This is a genomic window from Pseudoalteromonas sp. Of7M-16, from assembly GCF_022347805.1.
GTDB classification, from domain to species: Bacteria; Pseudomonadota; Gammaproteobacteria; order Enterobacterales; family Alteromonadaceae; genus Pseudoalteromonas; species Pseudoalteromonas luteoviolacea_F.
On record NZ_JAKRFY010000010.1, the window covers coordinates 19,072 to 37,194 of the forward strand.

At 45.4% G+C, this 18,123-nt stretch carries 20 protein-coding genes; 11 read left to right on the top strand and 9 right to left on the bottom strand.

The window, feature by feature from the left end; translation table 11 throughout:
• The first annotated feature begins 36 nt into the window (after window positions 1-36).
• Window positions 37-447 carry a CBS domain-containing protein gene (locus MHN81_RS12100; RefSeq protein ID WP_023399063.1) on the top strand — a complete coding sequence of 137 codons (411 nt, stop codon included), beginning with the start codon at window positions 37-39 and terminating at the stop codon, window positions 445-447.
• 12 nt (window positions 448-459) lie between these two features.
• On the opposite strand, the gene add is transcribed toward MHN81_RS12100, so the two are convergent.
• The 7 genes from add to cyaY all read right to left on the bottom strand — a co-directional run bounded on the left by add (window position 460) and on the right by cyaY (window position 7,346).
• On the bottom strand, window positions 460-1,455 hold the full coding sequence (gene add / locus MHN81_RS12105; RefSeq protein ID WP_239425819.1) for an adenosine deaminase: 996 nt from the start codon (window positions 1,453-1,455) through the stop codon (window positions 460-462).
• 170 nt (window positions 1,456-1,625) lie between these two features.
• Window positions 1,626-2,750 (bottom strand): heme biosynthesis HemY N-terminal domain-containing protein, encoded by a 1,125-nt coding sequence (locus MHN81_RS12110; protein ID WP_239425820.1) that lies wholly within the window; start codon window positions 2,748-2,750, stop codon window positions 1,626-1,628.
• Entirely contained in the window at window positions 2,747-4,567 is a 1,821-nt protein-coding gene (locus MHN81_RS28250; RefSeq protein WP_239425821.1) for a uroporphyrinogen-III C-methyltransferase, read from the bottom strand. The genes MHN81_RS12110 and MHN81_RS28250 overlap by 4 nt, the downstream gene beginning before the upstream one ends.
• Before the next feature lies 1 nt (window position 4,568).
• On the bottom strand, window positions 4,569-5,507 hold the full coding sequence (hemC, locus tag MHN81_RS12120; protein ID WP_023399059.1) for a hydroxymethylbilane synthase: 939 nt from the start codon (window positions 5,505-5,507) through the stop codon (window positions 4,569-4,571).
• Between the two features lie 18 nt (window positions 5,508-5,525).
• The gene (locus MHN81_RS12125) at window positions 5,526-6,356 is read right to left on the bottom strand and encodes a DUF2914 domain-containing protein (RefSeq protein ID WP_023399058.1); all 831 of its coding nucleotides are present in this window, start codon (window positions 6,354-6,356) and stop codon (window positions 5,526-5,528) included.
• A gap of 16 nt (window positions 6,357-6,372) precedes the next feature.
• Window positions 6,373-7,029 carry a dienelactone hydrolase family protein gene (locus MHN81_RS12130; protein WP_231105478.1) on the bottom strand — a complete coding sequence of 219 codons (657 nt, stop codon included), beginning with the start codon at window positions 7,027-7,029 and terminating at the stop codon, window positions 6,373-6,375.
• Window positions 7,026-7,346 carry an iron donor protein CyaY gene (gene cyaY, locus MHN81_RS12135; protein ID WP_023399056.1) on the bottom strand — a complete coding sequence of 107 codons (321 nt, stop codon included), beginning with the start codon at window positions 7,344-7,346 and terminating at the stop codon, window positions 7,026-7,028. Before cyaY ends, MHN81_RS12130 begins: the two co-directional genes overlap by 4 nt.
• Window positions 7,347-7,477: 131 nt before the next feature.
• On the opposite strand from cyaY, the gene MHN81_RS12140 reads away from it, so the two are divergent.
• The 9 genes from MHN81_RS12140 to MHN81_RS12180 all read left to right on the top strand — a co-directional run bounded on the left by MHN81_RS12140 (window position 7,478) and on the right by MHN81_RS12180 (window position 15,985).
• Window positions 7,478-7,657, top strand: a complete 180-nt coding sequence (locus MHN81_RS12140; protein ID WP_023399055.1) for a lipoprotein — start codon at window positions 7,478-7,480, stop codon at window positions 7,655-7,657.
• Window positions 7,658-8,914, top strand: a complete 1,257-nt coding sequence (gene lysA, locus MHN81_RS12145; RefSeq protein WP_023399054.1) for a diaminopimelate decarboxylase — start codon at window positions 7,658-7,660, stop codon at window positions 8,912-8,914.
• 47 nt (window positions 8,915-8,961) lie between these two features.
• Entirely contained in the window at window positions 8,962-9,792 is an 831-nt protein-coding gene (gene dapF / locus MHN81_RS12150; RefSeq protein WP_036975928.1) for a diaminopimelate epimerase, read from the top strand.
• Window positions 9,789-10,415: a DUF484 family protein gene (locus MHN81_RS12155; protein WP_023399052.1), complete on the top strand. Its 627-nt coding sequence runs from the start codon at window positions 9,789-9,791 to the stop codon at window positions 10,413-10,415. Before dapF ends, MHN81_RS12155 begins: the two co-directional genes overlap by 4 nt.
• The gene (locus tag MHN81_RS12160) at window positions 10,412-11,332 is read left to right on the top strand and encodes a tyrosine recombinase XerC (RefSeq protein ID WP_023399051.1); all 921 of its coding nucleotides are present in this window, start codon (window positions 10,412-10,414) and stop codon (window positions 11,330-11,332) included. The genes MHN81_RS12155 and MHN81_RS12160 overlap by 4 nt, the downstream gene beginning before the upstream one ends.
• Before the next feature lie 79 nt (window positions 11,333-11,411).
• A complete protein-coding gene (locus MHN81_RS12165; protein WP_036975926.1) occupies window positions 11,412-12,113 on the top strand; it encodes an HAD-IA family hydrolase in 702 nt (233 codons plus the stop codon).
• Window positions 12,114-12,260: 147 nt separating this feature from the next.
• Entirely contained in the window at window positions 12,261-13,784 is a 1,524-nt protein-coding gene (locus MHN81_RS12170; RefSeq protein ID WP_023399049.1) for a peptide MFS transporter, read from the top strand.
• A gap of 156 nt (window positions 13,785-13,940) precedes the next feature.
• The gene (locus MHN81_RS12175; protein WP_023399048.1) at window positions 13,941-14,819 is read left to right on the top strand and encodes an SDR family oxidoreductase; all 879 of its coding nucleotides are present in this window, start codon (window positions 13,941-13,943) and stop codon (window positions 14,817-14,819) included.
• Between the two features lie 23 nt (window positions 14,820-14,842).
• Window positions 14,843-15,985, top strand: a complete 1,143-nt coding sequence (locus MHN81_RS12180) for a retropepsin-like aspartic protease (RefSeq protein ID WP_023399047.1) — start codon at window positions 14,843-14,845, stop codon at window positions 15,983-15,985.
• An 11-nt stretch (window positions 15,986-15,996) separates the two neighbouring features.
• On the opposite strand, the gene MHN81_RS12185 is transcribed toward MHN81_RS12180, so the two are convergent.
• Entirely contained in the window at window positions 15,997-16,734 is a 738-nt protein-coding gene (locus MHN81_RS12185; protein WP_239425822.1) for a hypothetical protein, read from the bottom strand.
• A gap of 242 nt (window positions 16,735-16,976) precedes the next feature.
• On the bottom strand, window positions 16,977-17,282 hold the full coding sequence (locus tag MHN81_RS12190) for a DUF6482 family protein (RefSeq protein WP_023399045.1): 306 nt from the start codon (window positions 17,280-17,282) through the stop codon (window positions 16,977-16,979).
• 119 nt (window positions 17,283-17,401) lie between these two features.
• Here MHN81_RS12190 and MHN81_RS12195 point away from each other — a divergent pair, with 119 nt between their 5' ends.
• Complete coding sequence (locus MHN81_RS12195) at window positions 17,402-18,112, top strand: pseudouridine synthase (RefSeq protein WP_023399044.1); 711 nt, start codon at window positions 17,402-17,404, stop codon at window positions 18,110-18,112.
• Window positions 18,113-18,123: the final 11 nt, after the last annotated feature.

Consider the following 18,123-nt stretch of genomic DNA (forward strand, 5'->3'; position numbering starts at 1 on the left):
TCCATACTAGTTCTATCACTTAACAGGAGAACTACCATGGCAAATCAATTTATCGCAGACATCATGTCGACCCAGTTTCCCAAGATCACACCTGATACTGAAATTACCGAGGCTATTGAGCAATTGCAAACCTTTGGTCTGTTTGGCGCACCCGTTCAAGATTTTCAAGGTAAATTGGTTGGCTTCATTTCAGAACAACAGCTTCTCGCACCTCTGCTACAAAGCAGTTATTTTTGCGACGGTGCAAACCAAGTTGCTCAACTGATGAGTACAGAAACGTTATCCGTTAAAAAAGAAATGACAGTAGTCGATTTAGCAGCGCAAATGCAGCAAAACAAACCCAAAATTTACCCAGTTGTTGAGGAAGGAAAAGTCATTGCCATTGTCACCCGCAGTCAGGTTATCAATGTACTTAAAGAAAACTACTTAAGCTGCTCAACGCATTGAGCAGCCAATAGGTTAAGCGTATTTTTGCAATAGCGCCTGTTTGTCAGCATCACTTAAAAAGGCAATCTCGACCGCATTTTTCTGCGCTTGGACGATATCATCTGTGCTCAGCCCTGCCAGTGGCGCGGCTTTTTCAAACTCGTTGTCTAGCTCAACACCTTGCACAGCAGGGTCGTCGGTATTAATGGTCGCCAAAATACCATGATCTAAAAACTGCTTTAGTGGATGGGTCTCAATGCTAGCTACTGTGCTTGTCTGCAAATTACTGGTTAAACAAGATTCAATACCAATTTGATTGTCGCGCAAGTAATCCATCAGTTTTGGATCTTCGATGGCTTTCACACCATGGCCGATTCGAGTTGCACCTAATTCTTGGATGGCCTGCCAGATACTGCTTGCCCCCTCGGCTTCTCCGGCATGAATGGTTGCACCTAGGTACGCATCGTGCACCTGTTTAAAGTGCTCAATAAACAACTCACCAGGGAAACCAAGTTCATCACCAGCTAAGTCAATGGCAACTAAATCATTTTTAAAGGCTAACAAGGCGTCTAATTCATACTGGCATTTTTCAACACCAAACGTGCGAGACATGATACCAATTAAATTGACTTTGATATCACGCCCGTTACTTGCCGACTTAATGCCATCAACAACCGCTTCTACCACACCCTGCGGATGTAAGTTATGGGTTTTTGCCATGTAGTAAGGGCTGAAACGCAATTCAGTGTAATCCATATTTTGTGCAATTGCGTCTTCGACATTCTCAACTGCAATACGACGACAAGCATCATAGTCACCCAGCACCTTGACGCCCCAATCCAATTTAGCCAGAAAAGCCATCAGGTTAGGCGCATTGTCGAGCACTTGCACATGCGGCCTCAAGCCTTCAACATCGTGTGCAGGGAGCGCCATGTTAAACTTTTGACCAAGGTCTAAAATTGTTTCAGCACGCACATTACCATCTAAGTGGCGGTGTAAATCAAGTAAAGGTAGTTTGGTATTGATCATAAGACACTCGGTTTGCAGATAAAATTTTTCAGATCATACGCATCTTAAGTTTAGATACAAGGACAATTATCCGCAAAAACAAACTAACCAGACCTCTGACAAATAAATCACTCCGGCGTAATTAGGCTGCGTTTTGAGCACAAAAAAGCCAGCGGTGTCGCTGGCTTTTTCTAGTTTTGCTGATCACTCAGTAATAAATAGGCTTTTTCATACTGCCCGGTTTTTGCGAAAGCCAGCTCTGCTTGGTGCAGCCACATGGCCTGCCAAGGTGTCGTTGAAAGCGTATCAAAAATTTGTGCCGCCAACCCATGGTCCCCTTCGCCATTGGCCAGACAGGCCAAACAAAATAACAGCTCTGTTTGCTCCGGTTGCTTTTTAAGTTTACTTTGAACCAATTTTCGCAGTTCAACGTCTGCACCACCTAGATACTGTAATATCTTGGCCAGTTCATCCAGCTGATCCTTTTTGAGCAGCTTAATTAACTCTTTTCGCACTGGCGCCAATTGACCTGTACGCACACAGACCGCAGTAAACGCATTGTGACTAAGCAGCTTTAGTGCCCGAGGTAGCTCACTTTGCAGTGATTGAATGTCTTTATCTGTGTGTTGAGTAATGGCGTCAAAATAGCCGTTAAAAAAGCTGTCCCACTGTTGCTCATTCCAATGCAGCTGTTTATGGCGCTGTACTATCGTCGATAGCAATGTATCCCAATCTTTGGCCTGTAATAACGCACTGACATAAGCATGTAGCTCTGTTGGGGAAGCTTTTTTCATTTGTGCTTGCGGTGTCAAACTTTCCAGCGCTTGCTCTTGTTGCTCTGCTGCAAGCCAAAGTTGGCTAACCTTACTTTGAGCCGGTTCGCTCAGTTGCTGCAAATACTCCCTCGCCACAACTTTTTGACCCGCATGCAGTGCCGCTTTTGCTTGAATAGCACATTGTTGATCACGCCACTTTTCTGGAAACTCTGCTTTTTGCAAAGCGTAACTCAAACTCTCATCTTGGCCATTTATCAATGCCCAAATACTCTGCTCAAATGCCGCTTCCTGACGTGCTGCACGCTTGTTTGCACGGTGCTTAGAAAGCCCACCAAAGACACGCCAAATGGCTTTGCTGCTTTTAAACGCCATGATCAAAATAGCAAGAGATACTAACACTATAAAGATCAACGAAACTAAGGTACTTTCCACGGTATAAACTCCCGCAGATACCAATACATAGCCTTTTTCATCAATCAGTAAATGCGCACCAGCCATCACCATGAAAAACAAAGCAATCACCAATAACCATCGGATCATTGTAACCACTCCTTCAACGCTTGAGGAGTGGTGATCTGTGGTACTTTTGTGACCGAGTGCTCTGTGCCCTGCAATACCTGCAACCGTTCAAGCACCATGGCGCTCCTCGCATCGCCACTTCTATAGTAACGCGCCAACGTATTTTTAGCGCCAGTCAAAGCCTGATCGAAAATGCTAGCTTGTTGATCCAAAAAGGCAGTTTGTGCTTGTTGTAAATAGCTTCTTAATTGCGCGCGGATCAATTGCTGCTCTTGTGCATCCAATAGCGGGTCGATCACTGGCTTATCATGCTGGCGAATTGTCAAAAAATCAGCCCTAATTTTATTCCAGCTGCGCATAATATTTGATTGCCAATCGCTGATGTCTTTGCTCAGTTGCGCATCCTCTGAAGCGTGTGATTTTGGCTTATCAATGGTCTTCAAAGGCAATTTATCTACCTGTGAAATCAGTCCAGCTAACTCCATATATATGGCTTCAGTACTGGGTTTTGGCAATGCCCGTAACATCGCGATATCTTGATTGATGGCCAACTTCAGAGCATCCGTCGCCACTTCTTCAGAAATGGCATTCTCCAGGCGCTCAAGAACAATTACAGCGCCCAAGTAGTCTCGCTCACTAGCCACTTTAAATTCGGCGTAACGCGCCAATGCACGCAATTCTGAGCTGACAGCACCACCTACTTGTTGGCGGGCTTGAGACAGCGTTTGCTGCAAACTTTGCTCGACTTTTTGTTGCTGCTTATTTAACTGCGCGGCCATTACTTGCTGCTGTGTTTGCCACTGCGCTTGTATGTCACTTAGCGCTTTTTGGGTCGCAGTGAGCTGCGACGCCAATTGAGCATTTTGTGCAGCCAACTGCGTCAATTGTGCATCTTGTTTAATCGCTTTCTGCTGGTTATAAACATATACGCCACCTGCGCTTGCCACTCCTGTCAAGGCGACCAGCAAGGCAAGCACAGCTGTTTTGCTCAACTTCGCTGTATTCTTAGTTGATTTTTTTTCCATCTGTTGCGGCTCATTAGATGGTATTGAAGCCGACGACTCTTGTTTTTCCGTCATTGCGCTGCCCTGTTGGGAAATTAAACCGCAAATCGTCTGTGCTAAGGCCCCATTACTGGCCCCTGCACTCACCACGATCTGCGTATCGGTTATTTTATACTGTATTTTTAGATGTTGCGCTGTCCGTTCACTGACTACTACAAACATGCGCGCTTGCAACCAGTTCTGATGCGCTGCTTGTCGGCTATTGAATATTGCATCGACGGCAGCGTTGCTCGTCACCACTATACCGTCAATTTTCGATGCCTGCCAGTGGTCTAACCAGCTTTCGGAAGTGCTGTGCTCAGCAACACGTTCATAAACATTACAGGTACTTAGAAGTGCACCTCGCGCTTTGAGTGTTTTAGCAATATGCGTTCGACCACCTCGCCCTTTCACTATGACGATGCGCTGCGCCTCAACATCTTGTAACTCAGCCAGCGCCACCACTCCCTCTGAGTCTTGGCGCGTTGGCGCAATTGCACTGCGCGATAAACACAGCTTGATGGCTTCAGCAGTTTGCTCACCCACAGCAATAAGCTGACAGGTCGTTGCTAAAGAAAAACCATCAGCTTGTAATTGCTGTGCAAAATTCTGCACCGCATCTTGTGAAATAAAGATAATGATGTCGGCATCACAGGCGTCGAGTAACTGCTGTGGTGTTGCTTGGACTGAATTGAGTGTCAGCACTGGCGTGCACAGTGCTGAAATGTTTGATTTTGCCAACTCAGTGGCAAGTGCTTCCCCTTTTCCCTGCGGCCGAGTTATGGCAAATTTCACCTTAAGCGTCTCTGTAAACTTCCGCTAATATACTGTCAGCACCTTGGCTTAACAACGACTCCGCCAGCTGAGTACCCAGCGCTTGTGCGTCTGCAATATCACCGGTCAATTCTGCGCGCAAAATTTTACTACCATCAACCGCTCCGACAAGTCCACGTAAATATAGCTGCTCGCCCTGCAGCTCGGCGTAAGCACCAATTGGCACCTGACACCCGCCTTCTAAACGGCGATTCATGGCTCTTTCAGCTAACACGCGCGCGCGCGTCGGCGCATGCTCAAGCGGTGCCAACAGAGCCTGTACTCGCTCATCATCACTGCGACATTCGATCCCTACAGCACCTTGCCCATTGGCTGGTAAAGAATCTTCAACAGCTACAAAACAGGCTATACGCTCAGCCATTTCTAATCGAATAAGCCCTGCTGCAGCGAGGATGATAGCGTCAAACTCGCCTGCATCCAATTTCGCCAACCGTGTATTAACATTGCCACGTAAATCTTTGATCACCAGATCTGGGCGGGCTTCGCGAATTTGGCACTGGCGACGCAGGCTAGAAGTGCCGACAACGGCTCCTGCAGGCAGCTCATTGATGTGCTTATATTGGTTTGAAACAAAAGCATCACGCGGGTCTTCTCGCTCACAAATAGTGTGCAGCTCTAACCCGGCAGGGAAATCTACGGGCACATCTTTCATCGAGTGCACTGCAATATCTGCCCGCCCTTCGAGCATCGCTTGTTCAAGTTCTTTGACAAATAACCCTTTGCCGCCAATTTTCGCCAAAGGGGTATCAAGGATCTTGTCGCCTTTGGTGGACATTGGTACCAATTCAACTGTTAAGTCTGGGTGAAAGTGCTCTAGCTGCGCCTTTACAAACTCTGCTTGCCAAAGTGCCAAAGCACTTTTACGTGTTGCAATGCGTACGCTATTTTTTGTTTCTGTCATGTCTTGCCTTGTCGACCCCTAGGGAGCCTTTGCTAAAATTCGAAATGATTTTTGTGCCAACAATTGACCACTCTCGGTGATCACTTCAACACGCCACTCTCCAGTTTGGCTCGGCATGATATTTTTGCTCGAGTAAGTACGGTATCTCGGTGTGCTGACTGGCAGAGAAATATCCGCCATCAGTTGGTCTTGATGAAACCATAAATGTTGCACTACCTGGCCTTGCAGACCTTTGATCTCGGTAAAGAAAAATAGCTTTTCTTGAAATTTATTAGGTTCAACAAGATGCTTGAGCACATTGATAGGCTCACGGTTTTCGATACCCGACGTCAGCACCGCGCGGCTTATGTGGCTGGTATCAACTTTGGCATTTAGCGCGATACTTGCCACATGAGCATCTGCTGCAAATTGTGTTTGTGAATTAGACGCTTTTGGCTCAACGATAGGTTCAGGTTTGCTCGGCTCAGGCTCGCTTGCCTGAGGCTCATCAGCAACTGGCTCAATGGTATCTACTTCAGGTTCGGGCGTATCTGTGTCTGCCACCAAAGAGGTTGGTATGACCAAGCTCTCTGTTTGCTCATTTTCCGTCGTATCAGCAGCTGTCAATATCGGCTGCTCGGCCTCATTGACTGATGCAACCACGTTCGATGCTAGTAGCAACTCAGCTTCTGTTTCATCAGCATATACGGATGTGAACACTCCATATGATAACGCAGTCACACCAAAACCCGCGACGCACAATGCCGTAAAGATACGCCGCCAATGATATTGATAACCCACGGTTTCAACTCGCCGAGGTTGTGACGTGGCATCTGTCATTTTGGTTTTGATCACTATACGTTGAGTCATATGTATGTCCTATTCACTATGACAAGCGTGAAATCAACCACGCTCGGATCGCTTTAAGTTCTTCAATGCACACTTGGTGCTCCATCGGGTAATCTTGCCAACTGACATCATACCCCTGCTCTACAAGCGCATTGTACGCTGTTTTTCCCGCTTGCATCGGCACCACAGGATCATGACTTCCGTGGGCCATAAATACGTTGAGTGCTGGCTGGATGGCTTCTGAGCCGAGCTTTTGTGGCGCACACATATACGTTGACAATGCCATCACACCTGCCAGTGTATCAGATAGGCGTGGCGCCAAATGTAAACTGATCACGCCCCCTTGCGAAAAACCAGCAAGAATGATTTTGTCTGCTGGTATTCCAGCTGCGATTTCTTGCTCAATTAATTGGGCGACAGCCGCTGCAGACTCACGAACACCAGCTTCATCTGCGCGGTTTTCAAGTTCCATACTTTTAATGTCATACCAAGCACGCATTTCCATGCCACCGTTGATCGTAACAGGTTGGACGGGAGCATGAGGAAAGACGAATCTAATACCCAAAGATTCTGGTAAATCTAACTCCGGTGCGATTGGCAAAAAGCCATTACCCGAGTCTCCTAACCCATGAAGCCAGATCACAGTCGCCTTGTGCTGCCCTTTTGCTGCATATTCTACAAATTCTAACATCAGTCGTGTTGCCACTCTATTTTTTGACCCGCTTGACGAGTAGCTGCATCAGCCATAAATTGCCAAAACTCAGCGCCCGAACGGTTATCTATCCATTTATCATCACGTAATTCAAAGTGATGGCCGTTAAATTTGGTTGCTACCCATACTTGATGCAATGGCGCTTGTTTGTTAATGATTATCTTAGATTGATCTGCAAAGATGATCTCTAAAATACCGGAAGCTGATTCATAATCTAAATCGGCATCGCAATCATCGATCTGTTCTTCGATAGTTAACATTAACGCTTCGGCTAATTGATGATACTCGTGATCTGTCATGACTAACTCCTTAAATACGGCTAAGCGAAGCCTTCTTTCCCAAAACAGGGAATAAATTTCAACCGCAAAAGCTGCTTTTTTCGCGAATTCTGTTACTCTGCGATTATAAAGGCACTGACATCATTAATCTAATGAAAGCGACATACACTCAATTTAGCTTACTTGCCCTAGCATTGACTAGCACCCTAACGTTAACAGCTTGCGGGCAGCGTGGTCCACTGTATTTGCCTGAAGACGCAGATAAGAACCGCACTTCAACAACACAGAAAAAAGCACCAGACAGCAAAAAAACTGACGAAAAGGATAATTAAATGGACTTTTTCCAGTACAAAGACAATCAATTGTTTGCCGAACAAGTCGCTGTTAAAGATATTGCAGCGCAATACGGAACACCTTGTTATGTCTACTCACGCAAAACCCTAGAACGCCATTATCGTGCGTTTACAGATGCCGCAGCCAAACACAAACATTTGGTGTGCTACGCAGTCAAAGCCAATAGCAATATCGCGGTTCTCAATGTGCTGGCCAAGATGGGCGCAGGGTTTGATATTGTGTCAAAAGGTGAATTAGCGCGCGTATTAAAAGCCGGTGGAGATCCGAAAAAAGTGGTCTTCTCTGGTGTCGCAAAAACCCGAGATGAAATCACTTACGCACTTGAACAAAACATCAAGTGTTTCAATGTCGAATCTAAAGCCGAGCTAGAACGGATTTCAGAAATTGCTGCAAACATGCAAGTGCAAGCGCCCGTGTCTATTCGTGTAAATCCCGATATTGATGCCAAAACTCACCCTTATATTTCAACTGGGTTAAAAGAAAACAAATTTGGTATAGATATCAAACAAGCGTTCGACGTCTACCAACTTGCCTGTGCTCTTCCTGGCATTCAAGTTGTCGGTGTGGATTTCCACATTGGCTCACAGTTAACTGAAGTTGAACCGTTTTTAGCCGCTTTGGACAAGGTTCTTGCACTCATAGACACCTTAAAATCAGCAGGTATAGAGCTCAAGCATTTGGATATCGGCGGTGGATTAGGTGTACCTTACGATGGTGAAAAACCACCACATCCAAGCGCATATGCTGCGCAGGTCATCGCCCGCCTTGAGTCGTACAGTGACCTCGAGCTAATCTTTGAGCCTGGACGCGCCATTGCTGCCAATGCAGGCTTGTTAGTTACGAAAGTAGAATACTTAAAACCGACCGCAGATAAACACTTTGCTATTGTAGATGCGGGGATGAACGATATGTTACGCCCGTCACTGTATCAAGCTTGGCAGGAAATTATCGCTGTGACTCCAAGAAATGATGGCACGCCGGAACACAACTACGATGTCGTTGGGCCTGTGTGTGAAACTGGAGATTTTATCGGTAAAGATCGCACACTGGCCATTTTACCAGGTGACTTACTTGCTCAACGCAGCGCGGGCGCTTATGGTTTTACCATGAGCTCAAACTATAACTCGCGTCCACGTGTGGCTGAAATCATGGTAGATGGTGATCGCGCGCAAGTGATCAGAGCAAGAGAGACTCTTGAGTCTTTGTGGCAAGGCGAAACATTACTTTCAGAATAATAACAGCGATGATGCATCGCACTCAGCGGCTAGAATAGTAAGGTAATATGTTTGTAAATTTTTCAAAAATGCATGGCCTAGGAAATGACTTTGTCGTGATCGATAACGTCACGCAAAACGTTTTCTTGTCACGTGATCAAATAAAAAAGCTCGCAGATCGACACTTTGGCATTGGATTCGACCAATTGCTCCTTGTTGAACCGCCTTATTCCCCTGATTTAGATTTTCACTATCGTATTTTCAATGCCGATGGCACAGAGGTTGAGCAATGCGGTAACGGCGCTCGCTGCTTTGCCCGCTTTATACGCATGAAAGGGTTAACCAATAAACACAAAGTCAGTGTTTCAACCAAAGGTGGAGACATCACCCTCTACACCGAAAAAGACGGCCAAGTCACGGTTAATATGGGTACACCGCAATTTGTCCCACAAGATATCCCCTTTAAAGCGCAGCAAAGTGAACTAACCTATGTACTCAGAGCACAAGAACACACGATTTTTTGTGGCGTTGTCTCTATGGGTAACCCACACTGTGTAATTGAAGTCGACGATATTGATGCGGCCGACGTGGATACCTTGGGACCCATGATTGAACACCATGAGCGCTTTCCAAAACGCACCAATGTAGGCTTTATGCAGATCATCAACCGGGAGCATATCAAACTTCGTGTCTGGGAGCGCGGCGCTAACGAAACACTGGCATGTGGCAGTGGTGCATGTGGTGCGGTTGTGGTTGGTATAAAACAAGGCAAACTAGCAGATACAGTACGCGTCGATTTGCCAGGAGGGACATTACAAGTGCGCTGGAACGGCGGAAGTAAACCAGTCAAAATGACAGGGCCCGCTGAACATGTATTTGATGGACAGGTAGCAATATGAGCCATAACCAAGATCCTATGTCAGCCCATGATGTCATGGCATTTTTGCAGCAGAACCCCAACTTTTTGTTAGAGCACCCCTATCTGTTGCTCGATATGAATCTGCATGTGCAACACCAAGGCGCGCCCAATCTTGCCTTAATGCAACAGCGCTTGCTGCGCGATGAAAATACCAAGCTCAAAAAGCAAATCGATTCTATGGTCGATTCAGCGCGTGAAAATGAATTGATTTTTAAACTATTCAGTGATTGTCAGCGCGCCCTGTGGTATTGCAATAACTTTCAAGAATTAGCTGATATTTTGGCTGATACTTTGTCGCAATCTCCTAAGATTTCGGTCTGTCAGCTCATCCCTTACGACGTCACACTGGAAGAGCTGGTGACACGGCGATTCAATAAGCTCGCTCGCTACTTAGGGCGATTAGACCTACAAGAGCAGAAACTTTTATTCAGTGGCTTTGCATGCCAGTCTGTGGCGCTTTATTTATTAGGCCCTAGTGACAAACCAACTGCAATTTTGGCTTTTGCCAGTGACTGTGCTGACCACTTTTCACCAGACAATGGAAACTTGTTCGTCAACGAGTTAGTGTCGTCATTGCAAATGAGGCTCAAGGAGCTGGCATGAGCGAGCAATCGCTCAGCGCAACTTGGCAAAAACCCATTGAGGAGTTTATGGCCTACCTGCGCTACGAAAAGCAGTACTCTCCTCATACACTGACACAATACCAAACCCAATTGAGGCTGGCCGCGCAATTTTTTGCGCCACACTGTCAGAGTTGGTTGAGTGTCAGTAGCGACTTGATCCGTCGCTTTTCAATGCATTTACGCACCAAACAATACAATCCACGCAGCATCAATTTAAAGCTGAGCTGTATCCGCAGTTTGTATAAATTTTTAAAAACCAAGCAAGCAGATGGATGTGATTTACGCGATCCAGCCGCAGGTCAGAAAGGGCCAAAGTTTCAAAAGCCCCTGCCTAAAAATCTGGATGTCGACCAGATGATGCAGCTTTTAGATATTGATGACGAAGATGCACTCGCTGTTCGCGATAAAGCCATGATGGAATTAATGTACTCAAGCGGCTTGCGGATCAGCGAATTGGTCAATACCAATATTCACGATATCCGAGAAGGTGAAATTCGCGTATTGGGTAAAGGTAGCAAAGAAAGGGTAGTGCCTGTGGGTAGTAAAGCCCTCGATGCCATTGCTGCTTGGTTACAGGTACGGCCATTATTTGCACTTGATGGTGAGATTGCGATGTTCGTCAGCAAACGTAAGACTCGTATTTCGACTCGCCATGTGCGCGCAAGAATGAAGGAGTGGGGCATAAAGCAAGGGATCAGTGCAAATGTGCATCCCCATAAACTTCGCCACTCGTTTGCCAGCCACCTATTGGAGTCAAGTGGTGATTTACGCGGCATCCAAGAGATGCTCGGTCACAGCAGCCTATCTGCTACCCAAGTATATACGCATGTAGATTTTCAACATCTAGCAAAGGTCTATGACCAATCTCACCCACGTGCTAAGCAAAAGAAACCCTAACCTACCCATACTGCTGACTTCACCACAACAGGACTTTTCGCATACAATGAACTCATTGTTGCCCAAACTGAAGATCACAATGCGATTTAATCGAGCAATTTCTCCCATCAAAGTTTTGAGTTTTGACTTAGACGACACCCTTTATAACAACCACCCCATTATTTTAGGTGCCATTGGCGCTATGCAAACTTATTTACAATCTATCCCGCAATGGGCTGCCAAAGAAGGCGACTATTGGCTGGCGTGTCGACAATACATAGGCAACACACAGCCGCACTTGCAAAGTGATGTCACACAATGGAGAAAGGTTGCACTAGAGCATGGTCTGTCGCAGCTTAACCTAACAAAAGAAGAAATTGAGCGACATACCCAGTTAGCATATCAAGCGTTTGCTGATGCTCGTAGCCAAATTACCGTTGCCAAATCAGTTTTAACCCTATTGGATAAACTTGCCCAACAGTACACCTTGATAGCCATTACTAACGGCAATGTCGAAGTCGATAAGTTCAATTTAGCAGGGGTATTTGAGCGCGTGTATTTAGCAGGGCCAGATGGCCAAGCAAAACCCGCTGAAGATTTATTTACACGCGCATGTCAGGATTTAAATGTGCTGCCGCAGCAAATTTTGCACATAGGCGATAGTTTAGATACCGACGTACAAGGTGCCAACCTCGCAGGGTGCCATAGCATCTGGTTAAACAATCAAGGGATTAAATATAAATATCAAGGTCTTGCAGATATTGAAATCAGTGATATACACCAGCTTAGCGCGCTGTGTTGAATATCTAGATGAGTCGTTTTTTGGGTGCAATCTGCGCCCAATACAAGCGCTGTCAATGCGCAATTAGTCTGCTAAAGTTGCATTCAATGTACAGATAACGTACTAATATTGGCTTTCAAATATAAAAACATAGAATCGGAAGTCATTATGTCATCTCACGAAGCAGCTTCTGCTGAGTCATCAGACAACAAGTTAGACACGGGCTTTTTTGGTCATCCTCAAGGCCTATCGACCCTCTTTTTTACCGAAATGTGGGAGCGTATGAGCTACTACGGCATGCGCGCATTGCTGGTATTATTTATGACGGCCAGCCTCCAACAAGAGGGTTTAGCCTTTACTGTGGCAACGGCAACAGCCATTTATGGCTTGTACACCGGTGCGGTTTATTTCCTTGGTTTGCCAGGTGGTTGGATAGCTGACCGATTACTTGGTGGACAACGCACCGTTTGGTATGGCGGCATCATAATCATGTTAGGCCATATTGTGCTTGCGATCCCCGCCCAAAGTACTTTTTTTATCGGTTTAATTTTAGTCGCAATAGGCACAGGCCTACTCAAGCCCAACATCAGTGCGATGGTTGGTCAACTGTACAGTAGTGAAGATGTGCGTCGCGACAGTGGCTATGCCATTTACTATATGGGGATCAACATTGGTTCGGTGATCGGCTACATGGTATGCGGCTATTTTATGGAAAATGTTGGTTGGCACTGGGCATTTGGTGCGGCCGCTGTAGGTATGGCCATCGGCCTAGTGCAATACCGTTTTACATTGGGAAATATCGAAGGTGTTGGAGACAAGCCCAGTAACCCATTGACACCAGCAGGCAGCAAAAAAGCTTGGTTTGCTATTGGTGCAATACTCGCCGCGACAGGTGCGATTGTCGGATTAACTTACGCAGGCAGCATAGTAATCAACCCTGTGGTGTTAGCTCAATATGTTGCTGTAGCGTTTACGGTAATTTTTCTCGGTTACTATGCCTATATCTATTTTGCTGGCAACTTAAATGCAGATGAAAAGAAAAAACTATGGGCGCTGTTTTTAGTCTGTGTCGCCTCAGCTTGTTTTTGGTCTGGTTTTGAACAAGCAGGCTCGTCGCTAAACTTATTCGCACAGGACTACACTGACCGTGTCATTGCGGGTTTCACCGTACCAACAGCTTGGTTCCAATCATCTAATTCATTTTTCATTATTATTTTATCCCCTTTCTTTGCAGCCCTTTGGATAAACTTGGCTAAACGCATGATCACACCATCGTACAGCTTAAAATGTGCTATTGGTCTGGTGATTATGGCAAGTGGCTTTATTGTCATGTTCTTTGCCTCACAATATGCTGCACAAGGCTTAAAGGTAGCGCCCATGTGGTTGATCACTACGTACTTTTTGCACACCGTTGGTGAGTTATGTCTTAGCCCGGTCGCACTCAGTGCCGTCAGCAAACTGTCACCTAAACGTTTTGCCGGTCAAATGATGGGGATATTTGTACTTACTTATTCTATCGGTAATATTATTTCAGGCCTACTTGCAGGCAATTTCGATCCTGAGCAAGTCGATCAAATTCCAAATCTATATTTGCAGATCAGCTTATTTGGTATCGGCGTGGGTATTCTTATCCTGTTATTTAGCTTCAGAGCCAAAATATGGGAAGGGCAAACCCAGCAGCAACCTGCATAACCGATTAAGAGAGGTGCAGCCCAGACGCGTGTTGCATCTCAGCTCTGCTCGCTGCGCATCTCTGATGACGCAGCTATGTTATTTCTCCATATTTCCCTTTTTTTACACCAAGTTCTAAGGTTAAGATAAATAGGTGTTTTAGGAGATCAATCAACCATGAAAAAAATCGTCGTTACAGGTGCCACCGGGTTACTCGGACGTGCATTGGTGAAGGTATTATCACAGTCAAATACTGTCATTGGTACCGGGTTTCGCAGAGCCGCACCGCCAATTGAGCAACTTGATTTGCACGACCAAACAGCCATTACTGCCTTTTTAGATACACACCAACCTGAAGTTTTGGTACACGCAGCAGCTGAACGCAAACCTGACATATGTGAAAATGACCACCAAGCAACTATAGCTTTAAATGTGCAGGCGGCAGAGTTTTTAGCGAACCAATGCAAAAAAAGGCACATTCAATTTGTGTTGATCAGCACAGATTACGTTTTTGACGGTCAAGCAGCCCCATACACCGAAAACGACACGACTTCGCCAGTTAATTTTTACGGCCAAAGTAAAGCGCAAGCAGAGCTTGCTGTATTAGCTGTTTGTCCTGAGCATACAGTCGTGAGAGTCCCCGTACTCTATGGTGACGTTGAATATTTGGCTGAATCCGCTGTAACAATCATCGCTGAACAAGTCATAAAAGACTGTAACAGTGCACATGATGATTGGGCAATACGCTACCCAACACATGTTGAAGATATCGCACTTACGCTCAACGATTTATTGGCACAACCTCGCGATAAACAATGTGGTACTTTCCATATCTCAAACAACCAGCTGATGACCAAATACGCCATGGCAGTAGAGATTGCCAAGGTATTAGCGCTTGACACACAAGGCTTAGTCGCACTACCTGAGCCATCGCAAACTGCGACAAGGCCTTACAACTGTGCATTGCAAGACACTAGGTTGCACACAATGGGCATCAAACATCATCGCGATTTTGCCACGGCAATAGCCAAAGTGCTGAATCAGCACGGCCATTAAAGCAACATCAGGGGCGTTCAATTATGCGATATTTTATTCGATTTTTACTTGTCTGCTCCCTGTCTCTCAATGTCTACCTAGAGTGGCAACGACCACACTCATTGCTAAAAAGCATGCTCTTCCCCGCTGAACCGCAACAACCCGGTGTCAGTATAGACTCAATGCCCGCTGCGCCGCACACAAACGTCCAACTTGTCAAAACACACACCCCTTTAGAGCTGGCAGATCAAGCCTTTGAAGCGGGCGATTTACTCACCGCTGCGCGCCTTTGGCACGATAGTACCAACCCTACTCAGCAGCTAAACACAGTACATGCATGGCTAAAGAAGCTGCGTAGGGACTTGAAGCTCAAAAGTGAACAGCAACTTGCCAGTATCTTATTGTTTGTACAACGTATTCTAGCAGTTACCCCCAAAGACTTTGCAGCGCTTAAATTGGAAGCGGATGTTTATCTTGCGCAAGGAGAGCAAAATGAAGCGATTTATCGCTATATCAAACTGCTGCACCTCTACCCTGAATATCAACATTTGCAGGATATCGTTACAGCCTTGATAACTCAGCGTTTAAACCATCTTAAAGAACACAGCGATTGGCATGAAATAATCGCACAAGGGCAAATTTGGCTCAGTGAGCAGCCTAATAACCTCCCTATCATTGCCGCCATTATCGAGGCGCACTTAGCACTGAATAACCCATTAGAGGCAGAATTATTGCTCACACAGCTAAGTGCTCAACAGCAACGCCATAAGGCGATCGCACCACTCAAAGATGCCCTTGAAAACGTCACACAACAGGTAGAGCGAATTCCCTTGGAGCGCCGTGGTGAACACTATGTTTTAAAAGCGCAAATAGCAGGGCAAGAAATCTCTTTAATGATTGATACCGGGGCAAGTATTACGGCACTGACAGCCGCCCAGTTCGAACTGCTCGCATATGACGTAAACTATTTAAATTCTCGCCGAGTGAGCACGGCTAACGGCATTACCGAAGTTCCCTTTTATATGAGCACTGGAATACAAATTGGCAGCAAACAAAAAACCCCTTTTGAATTTGGGGTAATGGAGCAGTCCCATTACGGACCAGGGTTGCTTGGCATGAATTTTTTGCGTCATTTCGAATTTGAAATAGATCAGCAGCAAGCCGAGCTGATTTTAAAACCGAGGTAGTCCACAAAGAGCTATGACGCGCTAGACGCTGACAGCCTTTTATTCATGAATGTCAGCTCAAGAGGCGCAACTAAACAGTCTATGGATGCCGCTTTGTCAACATCCACTCCATTGCTAGACACATAAACGATATCAAAACACTCTGACATGCGCTCTATAAATGCTTCAACTTGCTTAACACACTGCGGTATTGGCGATAATTCAATTGTTACCACACTGAGCATGCTTTCCAACGTTATGATATCGTCAACTAAATGATATTCGTCGCAGGACATACTAATATTCAACATAGTGGCGTTGTCATCTATCGTGCCATAGACAGCAATTAAGGTTTCTAAGCTGATATCCACTTCGTTAGTTTGTGTGCTAACACGACGGCGTAACAGCCGATTACTACTGGTGTAAAATGTATAAAGTAAGATTTGGTTAAGTAATGAGTTTGCGTGACGCTTGCTCTGTTTGAGCTTGCCTGACAGCGCACTGCGCAATGACTTAACACCACTGCCAAATGCCTCACTGATCACTGACGATAAACAAAGCTTATGGTCGACACCAATGATCTGGCATTCAGGATTGAGTGCCTGAAATGCTTTATCAAAGCGCCAATTGTCATTAGCACCTAGCGATAGCAATGTCTTTGTTCTCGAAATCGCACGAGCAGGGACCTGATGACCACGTTCATGCGGTCCACCTACTCGTACGAGATCACCACATTGACTCAATTGTCTCTGTAATTTATTGATCTCCACAACCAGTAACACCAATTTAACCCAAGTTACATTAAGTGTAACTCCAATATATATGATTGTTTTAATAAAGTGTGAATTTTTTTAAGAAAAGTAATTTTTTACACAATTAATTCTCATGTAAGCCTTATAAAAGCCTTGTATTACTTACAGTTTAACCACTATGGCTCAATTTGAAGAATTGACAATAACCGTACAATAGAGACATCAAGCTCATAAAAATCAAACACAATGTCAACATTTAGCTAGTATAACTTGTTGTCCCCAAAGGGAACTTCAAGTAGGTTACTGCTTTGGCGTACTGGCTGCCCTATCATTTCGTCATAGGCGCTTTGATGACGTAACATCATTTTTTGATATGGCAGATGTTGGACGAGCTTTTGCAGTGCCAGTGGGTTATGCGCTTTCACCCCTTTGCCTTGTGCATCGACAACGATATATTCCGAATCGCCCAAGCACACGCTAAGTTGGTAAAGTGCTTGATCGAGTGAATTAACAATAAACTTATCGATAATTGGTTTGTCTGCCAGTGCCGCCAGAGTGATTTTCATAACATACCTCCAAATACGTGTTATACGCTTTATATTCAATTGAAGTTTATGGCGGATACATACTGATTGAGATTTGATATAGTTTGCCTTTCTTTAATCCTGATTACGGCTCCTCATAAATGTCTGAAAACTCCGTTATTGCACCTATGCGCCTAGCCAAGTACCTCAGCCATTGCGGAGTTTGTTCAAGACGACAAGCATCCAGATTAATTGAATTAGGCCAAGTACAAGTAAATGGCCGAGCGGCAAACCACATTGATCATGTCACAGAACAAGATGATATCTGGGTCACTGGGCAAAAAGTCGCGGGCCTGGCCCCCAAGTTACTATATCTTTATCACAAACCAGTTGGCATCGATTGTAAGTTGAGTGAGCAAGACCCAAGTAGCCTGTTTCATCACCTGCCAAAGGGCTCACGTGTTTACCCAATCGGCAGGCTAGACAAAGATAGCCGAGGCCTATTATTGCTCACCAATGACGGCGAGTTATGTCACGCGCTGATCCACCCAGATAAACATCAGGAAAAAGAATACATTGTCAAAGTTGATAAACCCATTGATGCAACCTTTTGTGAAACACTGTCAAACGGAGTCCCGGTCGACGGGCAAACTACCCTGCCATGCACAGTGGTTCAAATCGATGAAAAAACATTTAAGATTGTGCTAAAACAGGGTCTCAACCGCCAAATAAGGAAAATGGCAAAACACTGTGGCCGGCAAGTGGTAGACTTGTACCGTGTGCGTATTGCCAATCTCATCCTCGATCCAAAGACGGTACCAGAAGGACAATATTGTCAGATAGATATCGCGAAATTGGTATTGTCCGTATAGCGCTCATCGGA

What these genes read in the sequence shown, in the direction of transcription:
- MHN81_RS12100 (WP_023399063.1), top strand. Translation starts at nt 37, where the DNA reads ATGGCAAATCAATTTATCGCAGACATCATGTCGACCCAGTTTCCCAAG.
- add (WP_239425819.1), bottom strand. Translation starts at nt 1,455, where the DNA reads ATGATCAATACCAAACTACCTTTACTTGATTTACACCGCCACTTAGAT.
- MHN81_RS12110 (WP_239425820.1), bottom strand. Translation starts at nt 2,750, where the DNA reads ATGATCCGATGGTTATTGGTGATTGCTTTGTTTTTCATGGTGATGGCT.
- hemC (WP_023399059.1), bottom strand. Translation starts at nt 5,507, where the DNA reads ATGACAGAAACAAAAAATAGCGTACGCATTGCAACACGTAAAAGTGCT.
- MHN81_RS12125 (WP_023399058.1), bottom strand. Translation starts at nt 6,356, where the DNA reads ATGACTCAACGTATAGTGATCAAAACCAAAATGACAGATGCCACGTCA.
- cyaY (WP_023399056.1), bottom strand. Translation starts at nt 7,346, where the DNA reads ATGACAGATCACGAGTATCATCAATTAGCCGAAGCGTTAATGTTAACT.
- MHN81_RS12140 (WP_023399055.1), top strand. Translation starts at nt 7,478, where the DNA reads ATGAAAGCGACATACACTCAATTTAGCTTACTTGCCCTAGCATTGACT.
- lysA (WP_023399054.1), top strand. Translation starts at nt 7,658, where the DNA reads ATGGACTTTTTCCAGTACAAAGACAATCAATTGTTTGCCGAACAAGTC.
- dapF (WP_036975928.1), top strand. Translation starts at nt 8,962, where the DNA reads ATGTTTGTAAATTTTTCAAAAATGCATGGCCTAGGAAATGACTTTGTC.
- MHN81_RS12155 (WP_023399052.1), top strand. Translation starts at nt 9,789, where the DNA reads ATGAGCCATAACCAAGATCCTATGTCAGCCCATGATGTCATGGCATTT.
- MHN81_RS12160 (WP_023399051.1), top strand. Translation starts at nt 10,412, where the DNA reads ATGAGCGAGCAATCGCTCAGCGCAACTTGGCAAAAACCCATTGAGGAG.
- MHN81_RS12165 (WP_036975926.1), top strand. Translation starts at nt 11,412, where the DNA reads ATGCGATTTAATCGAGCAATTTCTCCCATCAAAGTTTTGAGTTTTGAC.
- MHN81_RS12170 (WP_023399049.1), top strand. Translation starts at nt 12,261, where the DNA reads ATGTCATCTCACGAAGCAGCTTCTGCTGAGTCATCAGACAACAAGTTA.
- MHN81_RS12175 (WP_023399048.1), top strand. Translation starts at nt 13,941, where the DNA reads ATGAAAAAAATCGTCGTTACAGGTGCCACCGGGTTACTCGGACGTGCA.
- MHN81_RS12180 (WP_023399047.1), top strand. Translation starts at nt 14,843, where the DNA reads ATGCGATATTTTATTCGATTTTTACTTGTCTGCTCCCTGTCTCTCAAT.
- MHN81_RS12190 (WP_023399045.1), bottom strand. Translation starts at nt 17,282, where the DNA reads ATGAAAATCACTCTGGCGGCACTGGCAGACAAACCAATTATCGATAAG.
- MHN81_RS12195 (WP_023399044.1), top strand. Translation starts at nt 17,402, where the DNA reads ATGTCTGAAAACTCCGTTATTGCACCTATGCGCCTAGCCAAGTACCTC.